At 41.2% G+C, this 14,217-nt stretch carries 13 protein-coding genes; 6 read left to right on the top strand and 7 right to left on the bottom strand.

The window, feature by feature from the left end:
• The first annotated feature begins 4 nt into the window (after positions 1–4).
• Positions 5–1,420, top strand: coding sequence for an FAD-dependent oxidoreductase (locus NYF15_RS08670; RefSeq protein WP_062570744.1), 1,416 nt, complete (start codon positions 5–7; stop codon positions 1,418–1,420).
• Positions 1,421–1,507: 87 nt separating this feature from the next.
• On the opposite strand, the gene NYF15_RS08665 is transcribed toward NYF15_RS08670, so the two are convergent.
• From NYF15_RS08665 to nadK, 4 genes are all read right to left on the bottom strand, one after another.
• Entirely contained in the window at positions 1,508–1,906 is a 399-nt protein-coding gene (locus tag NYF15_RS08665) for a hypothetical protein (RefSeq protein ID WP_371353341.1), read from the bottom strand.
• 54 nt (positions 1,907–1,960) lie between these two features.
• Positions 1,961–3,634, bottom strand: coding sequence for a DNA repair protein RecN (recN, locus tag NYF15_RS08660; RefSeq protein ID WP_237119356.1), 1,674 nt, complete (start codon positions 3,632–3,634; stop codon positions 1,961–1,963).
• A gap of 73 nt (positions 3,635–3,707) precedes the next feature.
• Positions 3,708–4,265 (bottom strand): hypothetical protein, encoded by a 558-nt coding sequence (locus NYF15_RS08655; RefSeq protein ID WP_371353340.1) that lies wholly within the window; start codon positions 4,263–4,265, stop codon positions 3,708–3,710.
• 95 nt (positions 4,266–4,360) lie between these two features.
• Entirely contained in the window at positions 4,361–5,245 is an 885-nt protein-coding gene (gene nadK, locus NYF15_RS08650) for an NAD(+) kinase (protein ID WP_130151426.1), read from the bottom strand.
• A gap of 122 nt (positions 5,246–5,367) precedes the next feature.
• On the opposite strand from nadK, the gene NYF15_RS08645 reads away from it, so the two are divergent.
• Both NYF15_RS08645 and grpE read left to right on the top strand, forming a co-directional pair.
• Positions 5,368–6,312: an HrcA family transcriptional regulator gene (locus tag NYF15_RS08645; protein ID WP_130151427.1), complete on the top strand. Its 945-nt coding sequence runs from the start codon at positions 5,368–5,370 to the stop codon at positions 6,310–6,312.
• Positions 6,313–6,370: 58 nt separating this feature from the next.
• Entirely contained in the window at positions 6,371–6,979 is a 609-nt protein-coding gene (gene grpE, locus NYF15_RS08640) for a nucleotide exchange factor GrpE (RefSeq protein ID WP_062570750.1), read from the top strand.
• A gap of 88 nt (positions 6,980–7,067) precedes the next feature.
• Here the strand turns inward: grpE and NYF15_RS08635 are convergent, their stop codons facing one another.
• Positions 7,068–8,276: a Bcr/CflA family efflux MFS transporter gene (locus NYF15_RS08635; RefSeq protein WP_341804157.1), complete on the bottom strand. Its 1,209-nt coding sequence runs from the start codon at positions 8,274–8,276 to the stop codon at positions 7,068–7,070.
• 176 nt (positions 8,277–8,452) lie between these two features.
• Between NYF15_RS08635 and NYF15_RS08630 the strand changes: the two genes are divergently transcribed.
• The gene (locus NYF15_RS08630) at positions 8,453–9,250 is read left to right on the top strand and encodes a M48 family metallopeptidase (RefSeq protein ID WP_371353339.1); all 798 of its coding nucleotides are present in this window, start codon (positions 8,453–8,455) and stop codon (positions 9,248–9,250) included.
• A 70-nt stretch (positions 9,251–9,320) separates the two neighbouring features.
• Here the strand turns inward: NYF15_RS08630 and NYF15_RS08625 are convergent, their stop codons facing one another.
• Together NYF15_RS08625 and NYF15_RS08620 are read right to left on the bottom strand one after the other, a co-directional pair.
• Positions 9,321–10,103 (bottom strand): nucleoside-binding protein, encoded by a 783-nt coding sequence (locus NYF15_RS08625; protein WP_130151428.1) that lies wholly within the window; start codon positions 10,101–10,103, stop codon positions 9,321–9,323.
• A gap of 354 nt (positions 10,104–10,457) precedes the next feature.
• Positions 10,458–11,771 (bottom strand): Na+/H+ antiporter NhaC family protein, encoded by a 1,314-nt coding sequence (locus NYF15_RS08620; protein ID WP_130151455.1) that lies wholly within the window; start codon positions 11,769–11,771, stop codon positions 10,458–10,460.
• Between the two features lie 294 nt (positions 11,772–12,065).
• Between NYF15_RS08620 and dapB the strand changes: the two genes are divergently transcribed.
• Entirely contained in the window at positions 12,066–12,863 is a 798-nt protein-coding gene (gene dapB, locus NYF15_RS08615; protein WP_371353338.1) for a 4-hydroxy-tetrahydrodipicolinate reductase, read from the top strand.
• A gap of 207 nt (positions 12,864–13,070) precedes the next feature.
• On the top strand, positions 13,071–14,207 hold the full coding sequence (gene carA, locus NYF15_RS08610) for a glutamine-hydrolyzing carbamoyl-phosphate synthase small subunit (protein ID WP_130151430.1): 1,137 nt from the start codon (positions 13,071–13,073) through the stop codon (positions 14,205–14,207).
• Positions 14,208–14,217 lie beyond the last annotated feature (10 nt).

Raw genomic sequence — 14,217 nt, 5'->3', positions numbered from 1 at the left:
TAGTATGAGCGAAAATGTATACCAGTTTATCGATGTACAACGTGTAGATCCGCGCAAAAAGCCAATTTCTGCACGTAAACAGTCTTTCGTAGAAATATACGAGCCGTTTTCTGAAACACAAGTTAACTCACAAGCGGACCGCTGTTTAGATTGTGGTAACCCATATTGTGAATGGAAATGTCCAGTCCATAACTATATTCCACAGTGGTTAAAGTTAATTCGTACCGGTCGTATTTTAGAAGCAGCTGAGCTTTCTCATCGAACCAATAGTTTACCGGAGGTGTGTGGCCGAGTTTGTCCACAAGACCGCTTATGTGAGGGCTCATGCACACTTGATGAAGAATTTGGTGCTGTTACTATCGGTAATATCGAAAAGTACATCACTGATACGGCCTTTAAGATGGGCTGGAAACCAGATATGTCGTATGTTGTTTGGTCTGACAAAAAAGTGGCTATCATTGGTGCAGGCCCAGCAGGCTTAGGTTGTGCAGATATTTTAGTACGTAACGGTGTAAAACCTGTGGTGTTTGATCGTCACCCTGAAATTGGTGGTTTACTTACATTTGGTATTCCTTCATTCAAACTTGAAAAAGAAGTGATGCAAAAGCGTCGCGAAATTTTCACTGAAATGGGTGTTGAGTTTAAGCTAAATACTGAAGTGGGTGTTGATATTACCCTTGATGAAATATTGGCAGAATATGATGCCGTGTTTTTAGGCGTAGGTACTTATCAAAGTATGCGAGCAGGTTTTGAGAACGAAGACGCCGATGGTGTGTTTGATGCATTGCCTTTCTTAATCGGTAACACAAATCGTGTTATGGGTTATGCTGAGGATAAGCAAGCCTACATTGATATGGCTAACGAAAAAGTAGTCGTGCTTGGTGGCGGTGATACTGCAATGGACTGTGTTAGAACATCAATCCGTCAAGGCGCAACGAAAGTAACCTGTGCGTATCGTCGTGATGAAGAAAATATGCCAGGTTCAAAACGCGAAGTTAAAAATGCCCGTGAAGAGGGCGTTGAGTTTACCTTTAACGTTCAACCTAAAGGTATTGTTGTAGACGAGCATGGTAAAGTCGCTGGCGTTAAGATGGTAAAAACACAACTTGGTGAGCCGGATGAAAATGGTCGTCGTCGTGCTGAAGAGGTTGCCGGTTCTGAACATGTTATTGAAGCCACCAAAGTGCTCATGGCGTTTGGTTTTAAACCTCATAAAATGGACTGGTTAGAACCTTATGGTGTTGAAATAAACCATTGGGGCGGCATTAATGCACCAGAAAAAGGTGAGTTTACGCATCAAACAACCAATCCGAAAATATTTGCTGGTGGTGACATCGTACGAGGCTCAGACTTAGTCGTGACTGCCATATTTGAAGGCCGTAATGCTGCTGAAGGTATTATGGATTACCTAGAGGTTTAATTAGACTCTCTTGGTTAGTAAAAAAGCAAGCGCTCAGCTTGCTTTTTTACTTTAGGCTAGTTGTTTTATTTATTACGCTATTGGTCATTACCAACATCCAATCAAGGCATTCCTTACTTTCATTTTATGACGTTTTAGAAGTAAATAGGCTGTACCAACTACAATAAGGTGGCTACCCATAAACAACCAAATCATGGTCGATAATGCTTGGCTAAAGTAGCCTAAAATACCACCCAATGCGATCATCAAAAAAGCAGACACATTTAGAACAGATTGTAGCTGTAATTTAAATCTTAAGTGTTTCCAGCGACTAAATACCAGTAAAAGTAAAGCAACAATAGGCAAAGCAATCACTAATGCTTCGACTAAATACAGCCAAACAGATATAAAAGGGCTTGCTGTATCCACAGATTGTGATGCACTTACTGGGGTTGATGTCATCGCTATTGAAGCTGTCACAAATAAAGCTAATTTGCGAAATATCATTATTTTAATGTCCAATTTATGAGCGCTTAAGCGCCCATTACTTCTCTTAACAAATTATGCATGTGCGCTTATTAACTCTTTCGCATTTGCTCTTGCTGTTTTGCTAATATTATCGCCCCCAAGTAGACGTGCAATTTCGTCTATACGGCCATCTTTTGATAGTGTATTCATTTGTGTAAAGGTTTCGCCATGAGCAATTTCTTTGGCAACAAAAAACTGTTGATGCCCAGAGCTGGCAACTTGAGGTAAATGTGTAACGCATATAACTTGAGTTGATTTCCCAAGTTGGCGCAGCAGCTTTCCTACGGCGGATGCTGTCGGGCCTGAAATACCCACATCCACTTCATCAAAAATTAAAGTTGGCGTGGTCACGCGCTCTGCAATAATAACTTGAATAGCTAAGCTAATACGCGATAACTCACCACCGGATGCAACTTTTGATAGGGCTTGTAAAGGTTGACCAGGGTTAGTCGATACCAAAAACGAGACTGTGTCAAAACCCATTGCGCTAGGTGATTTGTCGGGTGTTTGTTGTATATCAATCGCAAACTTGCCATTTTCCATTGATAGATTAGCCATGCTATCGCTAATTAGCTGATTAAGCGTATCAGCGTAACGATGGCGACTTTCACTTAATAATTGAGCCGCTTGCCTGTATTGTTCAAGCGCGTCGCTAATTTCGCTTTCAAGTGCGCCAAGGCGGTCGCTGTTATAGCTAATTGATGCTAATTCTTCTGCGATTGATTGATGAAACTCAACAAGTTCTTCAGGTTTAATGTGATGCTTACGCGCCAGGTCCATGATGCCAGTTAAGCGAGTTTCTACATCGTCTAAACGGGCAGGGTCTAGATCTGTCATATCAACATAACCACGGATCTCTCGGCTAGCTTCTTCGACTTGCACTGCGGCTTCATTTAAAAGCGTGGCAATACCAGAGAGGCTCTCATCATACCCTGCAAGTTCAGTAAATTGCTGGGCACTGTGCTGTAGCAGTGAGCATGCACTTTGCTCATCAGCTTCATATAAATGCTGCAATTCACGTTGGCATGATTCTAAAATAGTTTGGCTGTGGCTTAATTTGTGATGCTCGACTTCTATTTCTTCAAACTCACCAGGTAGTAAAGCAAATTCATCTAATTCGGCAACTTGATACTCGAGTAATTGCTTTTGCGCAGCTTGCTGCTGTTGTTGTTGCTCAAGCTGATTAAACTCTTTTAATAATGCTTGGTAGGCTTTATAGCGCTCTTTAACATCAGCAAGCAATGTCGTGTGACCAGCATACGCATCAAGTAAATGCAGTTGATGATCAGATTTTAATAGATGCTGGTGGGCATGTTGGCCATGAATCGATATTAAGTACTGGCCAAGCTCTTTGAGTTGTGCAGCAGTCACTGTGCTGCCATTGATGTAGCTTTTACTACGACCATTTTTGCAAATCACACGACGTAACAGACATTCGCCTTCAGCATTCGATAACAAATGATGCTCTAAGAATTGCTGCGCTAAAGGAAGCGTTGAAATATCAAACTGCGCACAAATTTCTGCACGGTCAGTGCCAGGGCGAACGGCTGTTGCATCGGCTCGTTCACCTAAACACAATGAGAGTGCATCTATTGCAATTGATTTACCGGCACCTGTTTCACCGGTAATGGCTGTCATACCATGATGCCATTCCGTACTTAAACTACTCACAATGGCAAAGTTTTTAATTTCTAACCCAATTAACATACTGTTTATCCATCCAGCTAATTAACTGTTAATTTATACAGTGTTTTTGGGTTTTGCAAACTAAATTTTTATTTTAGGTTAATTCTGTGAGCTGTTCTTGTTGGTTTAAATCTTCAATCTCTTGGGGGGCAATACTTTGCTGGTGTTCATCAATTGATTCGATAGAAGGATAGAACTTGATAGTCTCAACCAATGAAGGAAATGTTTCTTGATAAAAGGTTTTATTAAACTCGATACCATTACGAGGCAGTTGCGCCATAAAATATTGCAAACGGTCTGCAAGTTGGTCATGTTCAGCTTCACTTTGTAAGCGACTTGCCTCTGCAATGACCGTATTGATAAATAAATCACTGATATATTCGAGTTGATTTAAATTTTCTTCATTATGTGCTTGCACGACGAAATAGTTACTTGTTATTTGATGTAAGCTGCCTATATTTTTAGGGCGAATGAGCTTGGCTTCACTAAATTCAATTAATTTGATTTTGAAGTCATTGTTGATTTCTTTTACGCGTTGATTGAAGCGCTTTTTTTCTGCTTCGATTGCTTTTTGACGATTACTTTCGATGATCCAGTAACAACCTAGCAAGGTGATCAGCAACAGTAGAGCAAGAAAAACGATATAGCCCATTTCGGATTAGATTCCTTAAATAATTACAGCTTTAAGTCTGAATATTTTGCGCTAATCACTTTGACTTGGCAATTATTTAAAGTAAAAAATGTGTTTTAAAATAACCGACTTCCCCAATTCAGTTTTTTTCTCAGAACATTGTAGTAAGAATAGTCTTTAGGGTGGATTAGCCGTAAACGTTTATCAGCTTTTTTTATCACCACTTCATCCCCAGGTAATACTGCCAGCACCACATGACTGTCACAACTAACTTGTAAACTGTCGGTGTTTTCAAGGCTCAGTTTCAGGCGAACTTCGTTGTCGGCATCAACAACCAAAGGGCGACTTGAAAGTGTATGAGGAAACATAGGCACAAGTGATATTGCGTTCAGTTCAGGGGTTAAAATTGGCCCACCGCCAGATAATGAATAAGCTGTTGAGCCTGTGGGTGTTGAGACTATTAAACCATCTGAACGCTGTGAAAAAACGAAATCGTTATTAATAAAGGCCTCAAACTCGATCATATGAGCGACTTTATCAGCATGCAGCACCGCTTCGTTTACGGCTGAATTTGCGCTTTTTAACTCAGCGTGGCGATACACTTCTACTTCTAGCAGAAAGCGTTTTTCTTCAATATATTGCCCACTAAGAACGTGTTCTAAGCTGGCTTCAAAGCCTTCTGGGTTGAGGTCTGTTAGAAAGCCTAAATTGCCACGGTTAACGCCAATAACAGCAACATCAAAGCGTGCTAAAACTCTTGCCGCACCCAGCATATTTCCATCACCACCTACTACAATGGCTAAATCCGCACGTTCGCCTAAATCGACTAGCTTTACTAATTGCTCACTGGGCACATCTTCAAGTTGCCTTCCAGTACGTTGTTCAACAAGGACTTCAAAACCTAATGCGAGCAAAAAAGTATGAAGACGTTGTAATGTGTTGGCCGCACCTGAGTGGTTGGGCTTGCCGATTAAGCCGATAGTTTTGAACGGTGAATCCATATTGTGTGCACTTAGCGATGTCATGCAGATAGAGTACATTAAAAATTAAAGCTTTGAAAATACCTTGAAATAAACATGCTATGCCCAGATATTAACTTGCAAGAGATAAGATGTATGAATTTATGAAATTAAACCCTCGAGACCAACAAATTTTTTCAGCTGTGATGAGCCTCTACTGTAATGGTGAAGGCCAACCGGTAGCATCTACGCGCATTGCAAAACAAAAAGGCATGGCAGTGTGTTCTGCGACGATACGAAATGCAATGTCGAGACTTGAAAAAGAAGGGTTACTTTATTCTCCTCACACATCGGCAGGGCGGGTGCCAACGAATGCGGGCTTCGATTACTGGTTGTCGGAGTTTTTTGCATTGTCAGAAGTGGCAGCTTATTGGCAGCCTGAACAAGCTCAATTAGTTGAGCTTGCACATGGTTTAAGTCAGCGTTACAAGGTATGTTGTTGTGTTGGCTTACCTCAGGTAAGTTCGCAGTTAGTGTTTCGAGTTGAAGTGTTAGATTTTGACGGCTCTAATTGGCTTATTCTACTAATAGACCGTGCAGGACAAAGTAACAATATATGCATTTCTAAACCACAAGATGCCAGCGATACGGTTCGTTATCAGTTTGCTACTTGGTTGAATACGGTGTTTAGTCAACAAACACTTATGGAAGGTTTGTATCGTATGCAAGCGATGGCTAATACCGCTCCCCACAATTGCCATGATTCTTTAACGCAGTGGACACGAGAGTTGAGTCAGAAGCTCGGTTCTGATAACAGCATAGTGGTTGGGGAAAATTATTTATATCGTCAAGTTGATTGCCAAACGAGCTTAAATATCGGGGTCTCGTTTTTGAACTATGTTGAAGATAAGCTGGCGTTTAGAAATGGCTTATCGGTATTAAATACCGAGCAATTACCTTTCACTGATTGTGATGAGTTAATGGTATTGAGTGTGCCGTACTTTTACAACCAACAATATCAAAGTAGATTTTGTGTTATTTGTCCAAAATCAGCACAAATTGAAGCAATCATCCAAGAATTTAAGTCAATCGGGTCACGTGCCTCTTGAATCTTTTGATTCTATCCCCATAATTACCGCAGTTGTAAAGAATTGGAGCATTTAAGCTATGTCAGAGCAGACAAAATCACCAGAGCAAGAAGTTGAATTAAACGAAGAATTTGAACAGATGCAAGCGGACGTTGATGCAGCTGTAGAAGCAGCAGAGCAAATGGAAGGCGAAGAAATGAGCCCTGAAGCAGAAATTGCATTACTGCATAGTGAACTTGAAGCTGCAAAACAGACTATTAATGATCAAAAAGACAGTGTTGTACGTGCTGCCGCAGACGTTGAGAACATGCGTCGTCGCGCTGCTCAAGATGTAGAAAAAGCGCATAAATTTGCACTAGAGAAGTTCGCTAATGAGTTACTTCCAGTGATTGATAACTTAGAGCGTGCAATTGAATTTTCTGATAAAGAAAATGAAGAGCTTAAGCCTGTACTTGAAGGCATTGAGATGACAGTTAAGAGCTTTAATGACGCAGTTGCTAAGTTTGGTGTTGAAATTGTAAACCCACAGGGCGAGCAGTTTAACCCAGAGTTCCACCAAGCAATGTCAATTCAGCCAAGTAATGATGTAGCACCTAATACGGTATTAGCTGTGATGCAAAAAGGTTACACACTAAACGGTCGTTTACTTCGCCCTGCGATGGTAATGGTATCGAAAGAAGCTGAATAAGCTTTAAAAATATATAAAAAATGCCTGTTAATCACAGGCATTTTTTTGTTAAGTTACCAACCGTTTAGCTGCTAGGATGATTAAATATTTAAGTCGATTGGTATCGTTTTCTGTGCCACAGCTGTACGAGTAAGATAAGTATCAGTGCACTGAACATCATCGCAGAAAATGGAATAGCGCTTTGTGGATGAACAAACGCAAGGATAGGGCCGACTAAAGCACCACTGCCAAACCGAAGTGTACCAATCACCGCCGTTGCTGTACCTGACTTTTCCTCAAATTGCATCAATATTAACGAGTCTGCATTACTTGCTACAATACCTAAACTCATCATTAGTGGCGCTATTGCCGCAACGATAAAGTAAAGTGATAAATGCATCACACTGAATAACAGCAATGCCCCACCAGAAACAAAACCAATACCAAGGCCGATAAATAACAGCTTTCTAGAACCTAAGCGTGGTACCAAACGAGTATTCATAAAGTTACCAAACATTAATGCCAAAACATTAAACGCAAACAACACACCGAATAGCTGCTCATCAACTTTAAAAAAGTCGAGGTAGACATAAGGCACTGATGTTAAAAAGCAGAAGAACGCAAACGAAGCAAACATTGAGCTGGCAATATCTGCTAATGCACTTTTACGTGAAAACACGGTTTTATAACTATTAAAAAATAGTGCAAAACCACGTTGTTGACTTTTAAAAATAGGGATATCTATTAAGTATATTTGTACTAAGGCTAAAATCGCAAAGCTGTATGATGCTAAAGCAATAAATATCACTTGCCATGTTGAAATTCCCATGATCAAAGAACCCAAGGTTGGTGCGATGAGTGGTGCAACCATCATGATCATTGAAACATACGACATACCTTTGGCTGTATGCTCACGGTAGATATGGCGAATAATACCAGGAACAACCACTGTTGCAGCTGCACCTGTAAATGCTTGTATGGCTCTGAGCGTCCAAAATAACTCAATATCATCACAAAAAGCTAAGGCCAATGATGTTATTCCAAATAGCACTAACCCCACTTTTGCAAGTAGCCGCCTGCCTAACTCATCTGCAATAGGCCCAAAAAATAACATACCTAAAGCATAGCCTGCCAAATAGATACTCAGAGATATCTGCACGTTTGGCATCGTGGTTTGTAAATCGTTAGCAATTACAAGCATTGCAGGTAAATACAAATCAATCGCCAGTGGTGTAATAGCAACAATACTTGCGAGTAAAGGTAATAAAATGCGTTTATTTATCGAGTCAGGGGAAGGCATTGCATACTCATTAATCATTTAATAGGTCACTATTGTAGCAGCGTCGCACGCAGGGGTGAACTTAGTTTGCCTGCTAAGTAAAAGAATTAACTAAAAAATAACAATTGCCTAGGTAGTTATTCATTTTCATATAAAATTAAGCAAGGTTTTGGTATATTTAACTATCACCACTCTTAGTATTTTGAAGGATTAGTATGAAAAAGTTAGTTATGGCAGTGCTCGCTACGACTATTTTAGCAGGCTGTAAAACATCTCCAACGGGACGTACGCAAATTGCACTTTATTCAGACCAGCAAATGAGCCAAATGGGTCAAGCAAGCTTTGCAGAAATGAAAAAAACACAGCCGATTAACTCCGATCCTCGTGTAAATAACTATGTGAAATGTATTGCCAATGATGTAATTGCGGTACTACCTCAAGAATATGCTGACCAGTCATGGGAGGTGGTTGTATTTGAAGAGGACTCTGCAAATGCATTTGCATTACCAGGGGGTTACATAGGTGTGCATACCGGTTTATTAAAAGTCGCAACTAATCAAGATCAATTAGCGACGGTACTTGGCCACGAAGTCGCGCACGTTATCGCTGAGCACTCAAATGAACGTGTATCGCAAAACTCTCTTTTACAAACGGGCCTGCAAGTCGGTGGCGCAGCACTTGATATGGGTAATGTGCAGTATCGAGGTGAAATCATGCAAGCCTTAGGGTTAGGAGCGCAATACGGTGTGGTACTACCATTTAGTCGCTCACATGAATCAGAGGCGGATATTGTTGGCTTAGATTTAATGGCAGAAGCGGGCTTTAATCCTGAGCAGTCGGTATCATTATGGCAAAACATGAGTGCAGCAGGTGGCAGTGGTACACCAGAGTTTATGTCGACTCACCCATCTCCTGGTAACCGTATTAAAGAGTTGCAAAAACATATGCCAGATGCGTTAAAAGCCCAACAAACGGCTAGAGCAAAAGGCAAAACTCCTCAGTGTAAACTTTAATCGAAATAATTAAAAAAGCCTGCTGTGAATGATAACAGCAGGCTTTTGTTATTCTATAATTGCTAGTTAATTAAAACGTCCACTCAACGTGAAGCTGCGGGACTGATTCAGTTGTATTTGTACCTAGCTTGTTGTGCCAGTATTGCCACTCAAGGCCCAGCAGTAGGGTGTTTTCTTTCATGCTCATTGCATGACCTAAATCCCACGTGATGATTGGCTGTGCTAATATCCACGCTTTAACGTCTTCGCCAAATTCATTTTCACGCTCTGCAATGTATTCAACATGGCCCGTTACGTTGAATTTTTGTGAGCCGATAGTGAATGGGTAGCCCCAAGCAACATCAATCATCCAGCTGTTTGTTTCAGTCGGAGCACCACCACGTGCTACACCTTCGCTGTCATCAATATACGCTGTGAATAAAGTCGATAAAAAACTAAACCCAGGTGCTTGCCAGCTAAGTTTTACACCGGGTAAATACTTAAGAACTTTCGAGTCGCCAGCAGCGTTAAAACCTGCCGTTAAACCCATATCACTGATTGCGCCATATGAGAAATCACTACCTGAGATTTTTGATAAACTGAAGGTTGAATACCACTCACCATAAAAATCTTTATCTTGATAGCCGTCTTGTAAGCCATCATCACTGTAGTCGATAAAAAAGAAGTTATCGCCATAGTCATAGCCTGATGCATGCTGTAGCGATACCACAGTGGTATTTGATTCGGCTAGTGTGAACGGGTTTTTTTGATCGCCGTTATTAATGTGTAATTGTGTAGAGCTCCAATTAGCGGCATAGCTCGAAGTACTCACTGCACAAAGCGCAGCAACAGAAAGGATCTTTTTCAAGTTCATATCTCAATATTGATGGTGTAAAGGGTTATATACCCAAGCCACCTCAAGGTGCAGAATTCAGCGTTTCACAGGTGCCCAATATCAAGGCGTTACTTTGCAAGAATGGCAGTCCCTTTTAAGAAGTAACAACGATGAGAGTGAGTGCCTGTGAAGCGCCCAAAGGGTTGGTTTAAAAGCGATTTATACTGCGTTATTGATTTTAACAATAGAACCACTATTACTTGCAATCAATGCCTTGCCTAAATCGCTTTTAATTCCAACTGAAACTCACACTTTGAGGTGGTTTGGGTATATACAAGAAGATTATAGCAGATACGCCCATATTTGGGCGTATCGAGAGAAAAATTATTTAACTTATGCTTTATTTCGGCGTAAGCAAATTACTGCTATCGCAGTGAAAGCAAGAATAAAGCAGTAGTAAGAAGAGGTAGAAACTTCCCACGGGCTAATTTTGAAAGTCGCGCCGAGTAAAAGCGCTTGTGCGCCATACGGTAATGAGCCTTGCGTAACACAAGCAAAAATATCAAGTAAGCTTGCTGAACGCTTTCCTGTAATTTCACCATCATCCGCTAATTTTTTAGCAATCGGGCCTGCAACTATAATAGACACGGTATTATTAGCGATACATAAGTTACTGGTCATAACCAGTGCTGCAATCCCTAATTGATCCGCAACTTTACGGTGCCATTTTGCAATGATTTTAGTGATTGCTTGAATTTTGTTAGCAATGTAATCAAGGCCACCATTAATGCGGATAAACTCAGAAAGACCACCGATAAACATCGACAGCAAGAAAATTTCCTGCATGTCAGTAAAGCCTTTATAGATATCTTTAACAAAGCTTGCACCTTCATAGCTGCCAGTAAAGCCCATGAGTGCAGCGAAAATAATACCGCTAAACAGCACCACAAAGACATTAAAGCCCATTACCGCGAGCACTAAGATAAAGGCATAAGGTAACACTAATAAAATATCGAAGTCTTGCGTCTCTACCGCTTCTGCAGCAGGGGTTAAGAAGAATAACAAACCAATAGTTAATGCCGCTGCGGGTAAGGCGATTTTTAAGTTCTCACGGAATTTATCTTTCATCTCACAGCCTTGCGTGCGGGTTGCAGCAATGGTTGTGTCAGAGATGATTGATAAGTTATCACCAAACATGGCACCCGATACAATCGTGCCTGCCATCAGTGATGGATCAATCCCCGTTTTTTGCGCAACTGCATAAGCAATCGGGCCAATGGCTCCAATAGTACCCATTGAAGTACCCATCGCAGTCGATACAACCGCAGCAATTAAAAATAACCCAGGGAGTAATAAAGCCGGTGGAATAAGTGATAAGCCTGCATTAACAACGGCATCAACACCACCGGTTGCACCGGCAACCGCAGAAAATGCACCGGCAAGTAGATAAATCAAACACATAGTGATGATGTTGCTATGGCCAGCACCTTTTATAAAGGTTTCAACGCTGTGGTTGATGGTATTTCTATTTAAGATAAACGCCAGCATGATGGCAGGTAAAATTGCCACAGGCGCAGGCAATTGATAGAAGGCGTAATCGACACCTTGAGATTGTAAGTATAAGCCAGCGCCTAAAAATAAGCCGACAAACACCAAAAGCGGCAGCAAAGAAAGTTTTGCTTTTGTTTTATTAAATGATGGCTGCATCATATTCCTCGTTAGATAACCAATAACACAGCCAAAGACTTCTTTTAGCTGTATTTAGTTGCCCGCATTACCAAAAGGCAATACTGCTGCAACAGCGCCCGCAAGCCAAAGACCAAATCGGCGCAAAGGAAGAAGTTTAAATGTATAGATGGCTAAATGCAAAGACTATCTGTTATTATTGTTGTTATTCAATAAAATCTAAAATTAGCTCTGTATTTTTTATAAGCTAACCTGACTATTACATGAGTTTTCGATAAAATCCAGCCAGCTAAGAAGAATAGATAAGGTAACTACATGAACCGCATAGGTGTATTTGGCGCAAACGGCCGCATGGGACTTGCACTTTTAGAAGCTGTCTCAAAAAAAGATGATGCAACATTAACCGGCGCGTACGTGCGTGATAACTCGCCACTTTTAGAGATAGCGGTTAATCAATTAAACAGCGCTGCATCATCAGATGTAACATTTAGTAAAGAAACTGACGTAAAAGATGCTGATGTATTGATTGATTTCACTTTACCGGCAGGAATGCGCAACCATTTAAAAACAGCGGTCGAAAAAAATATCGCCATGGTAATTGGTACTACGGGCCTTAACCAAGATGACATTGATGCGCTTAATGAAGCGGCGAAACACATTCCGATTGTTTTTGCCCGCAACTATAGCGTAGGTGTGAATTTACTGCTTAACTTAGTGCAGACTGCGGCTGTGAAGTTTGGCGATGACATGGATATCGAAATATTTGAAGCTCATCATCGTCACAAAATCGATGCGCCATCAGGAACTGCATTGGCAATTGGTGAAGCTATTGCCGAGGCAAAAGGTTGGCAGCATGATGAGGTCGCGCGTTTTGATAGAAGCAAAGACGAACACGCAAAATCGCAAAATGAAATCGGTTATTCGGTCATGAGGGGCGGAGATATAGTAGGTGAACACACCGCATACTTCGCAACTTCTGGCGAAAGGCTAGAATTAACTCATAAAGCAAGTTCAAGAATGACCTTCGCGTTAGGTGCAGTAAGAGCTGCGGGCTGGTTGAAAAATAAACCAGCTGGACTTTATGACATGCAAGATGTGCTTGACTTGAAGTAGTTTAGTTTCTTTTTTGGCAGTTTCAGTGAATTTTTAGTTAATAACGCTTATTTTTACTGTTTTATTAATTAAGGTTAGATCTAAAAGCTAATTTACTGTAGAATAGCGCCAATTTGCCAAAAATTCATAAATGCGTGTTTCCAATCGCTTTAAACGGGCAGTAGAGCAAATGACTTTACTCCCGTTTTTTACTGTTAGGAGGTTAACTTGACTAAATCCGCTCTGTTAGTCCTAGAAGACGGCACAGTGTTTCGCGGTACTGCAATCGGCGCTGACGGCATGTCAGTCGGTGAAGTAGTATTCAATACGTCTATGACTGGTTATCAAGAAATTTTGACTGACCCTTCATACGCGGAACAAATCGTAACTTTGACGTACCCACATATCGGTAATACGGGTACTAACAGCGAAGACGAAGAAGCGGGTCAAATCTGGGCTAAAGGCCTAGTGATCCGTGATTTGCCACTGCTAGCAAGTAATTTCCGTAACGAGCAATCGTTAAGTGATTACTTAAAAGAACGCAATATCTTAGGTATTGCTGACATCGACACTCGTAAATTAACACGTATTTTACGTGATAAAGGCGCTCAAAATGGTTGTATCATTGCAGGCGACGAGTTAGATGAGAAAAAAGCGCTTGAAGCTGCGCAAGCCTTCCCAGGCTTAAAAGGCATGGATTTAGCAAAAGTTGTCTCAACCAAGGAAAATTTTGAGTGGCGCGAATCAAGCTGGACGTTAGGTTCAGGCTTTAAAACGCTAGAAGCAGCAGACGAGAAGTTCCACGTTGTTGCTTATGACTTCGGTGTTAAACGTAATATCTTACGTATGTTAGTTGACCGCGGTTGTAAATTAACCGTTGTTCCTGCACAAACATCTGCAGAAGACGTACTGGCATTAAACCCAGACGGTATCTTCTTATCAAATGGCCCTGGTGACCCTGAGCCGTGTACTTACGCGATTGAAGCAATCAAAACTTTCCTAGAAACAGACACGCCAATCTTTGGTATTTGTTTAGGTCACCAATTACTTGCACTTGCTTCAGGTGCACAAACGGTGAAAATGAAGTTTGGTCACCACGGTGGTAACCACCCAGTTAAAGACCTTGACCGAAATGTTGTAATGATCACTGCTCAAAACCACGGTTTCGCAGCTGATGAAGCAACATTACCAGCGAACTTACGTGCAACTCACGTTTCATTATTCGATGGCACGCTACAAGGTATTCACCGCACAGATAAGCCTGCATTTAGCTTCCAAGGTCACCCTGAAGCAAGCCCAGGTCCACATGATGCGGCGCCATTATTTGACCACTTCATCGATTTGATGCAAGCACGTTCTAACTAATTTAACCGGA

It is taken from the genome of Pseudoalteromonas sp. 68 DY56-GL68 (genome assembly GCF_041414825.1).
Lineage (GTDB): Bacteria > Pseudomonadota > Gammaproteobacteria > Enterobacterales > Alteromonadaceae > Pseudoalteromonas.
This window is presented reverse-complemented; position numbering and strand designations above follow the sequence as displayed.

Excerpts from the sequence above, each read along its gene's own strand:
- NYF15_RS08670 (WP_062570744.1), top strand. The coding sequence starts at position 5 with ATGAGCGAAAATGTATACCAGTTTATCGATGTACAACGTGTAGATCCG.
- NYF15_RS08665 (WP_371353341.1), bottom strand. The coding sequence starts at position 1,906 with ATGATATTTCGCAAATTAGCTTTATTTGTGACAGCTTCAATAGCGATG.
- recN (WP_237119356.1), bottom strand. The coding sequence starts at position 3,634 with ATGTTAATTGGGTTAGAAATTAAAAACTTTGCCATTGTGAGTAGTTTA.
- NYF15_RS08655 (WP_371353340.1), bottom strand. The coding sequence starts at position 4,265 with ATGGGCTATATCGTTTTTCTTGCTCTACTGTTGCTGATCACCTTGCTA.
- nadK (WP_130151426.1), bottom strand. The coding sequence starts at position 5,245 with ATGGATTCACCGTTCAAAACTATCGGCTTAATCGGCAAGCCCAACCAC.
- NYF15_RS08645 (WP_130151427.1), top strand. The coding sequence starts at position 5,368 with ATGAAATTAAACCCTCGAGACCAACAAATTTTTTCAGCTGTGATGAGC.
- grpE (WP_062570750.1), top strand. The coding sequence starts at position 6,371 with ATGTCAGAGCAGACAAAATCACCAGAGCAAGAAGTTGAATTAAACGAA.
- NYF15_RS08635 (WP_341804157.1), bottom strand. The coding sequence starts at position 8,276 with ATGATTAATGAGTATGCAATGCCTTCCCCTGACTCGATAAATAAACGC.
- NYF15_RS08630 (WP_371353339.1), top strand. The coding sequence starts at position 8,453 with ATGAAAAAGTTAGTTATGGCAGTGCTCGCTACGACTATTTTAGCAGGC.
- NYF15_RS08625 (WP_130151428.1), bottom strand. The coding sequence starts at position 10,103 with ATGAACTTGAAAAAGATCCTTTCTGTTGCTGCGCTTTGTGCAGTGAGT.
- NYF15_RS08620 (WP_130151455.1), bottom strand. The coding sequence starts at position 11,771 with ATGCAGCCATCATTTAATAAAACAAAAGCAAAACTTTCTTTGCTGCCG.
- dapB (WP_371353338.1), top strand. The coding sequence starts at position 12,066 with ATGAACCGCATAGGTGTATTTGGCGCAAACGGCCGCATGGGACTTGCA.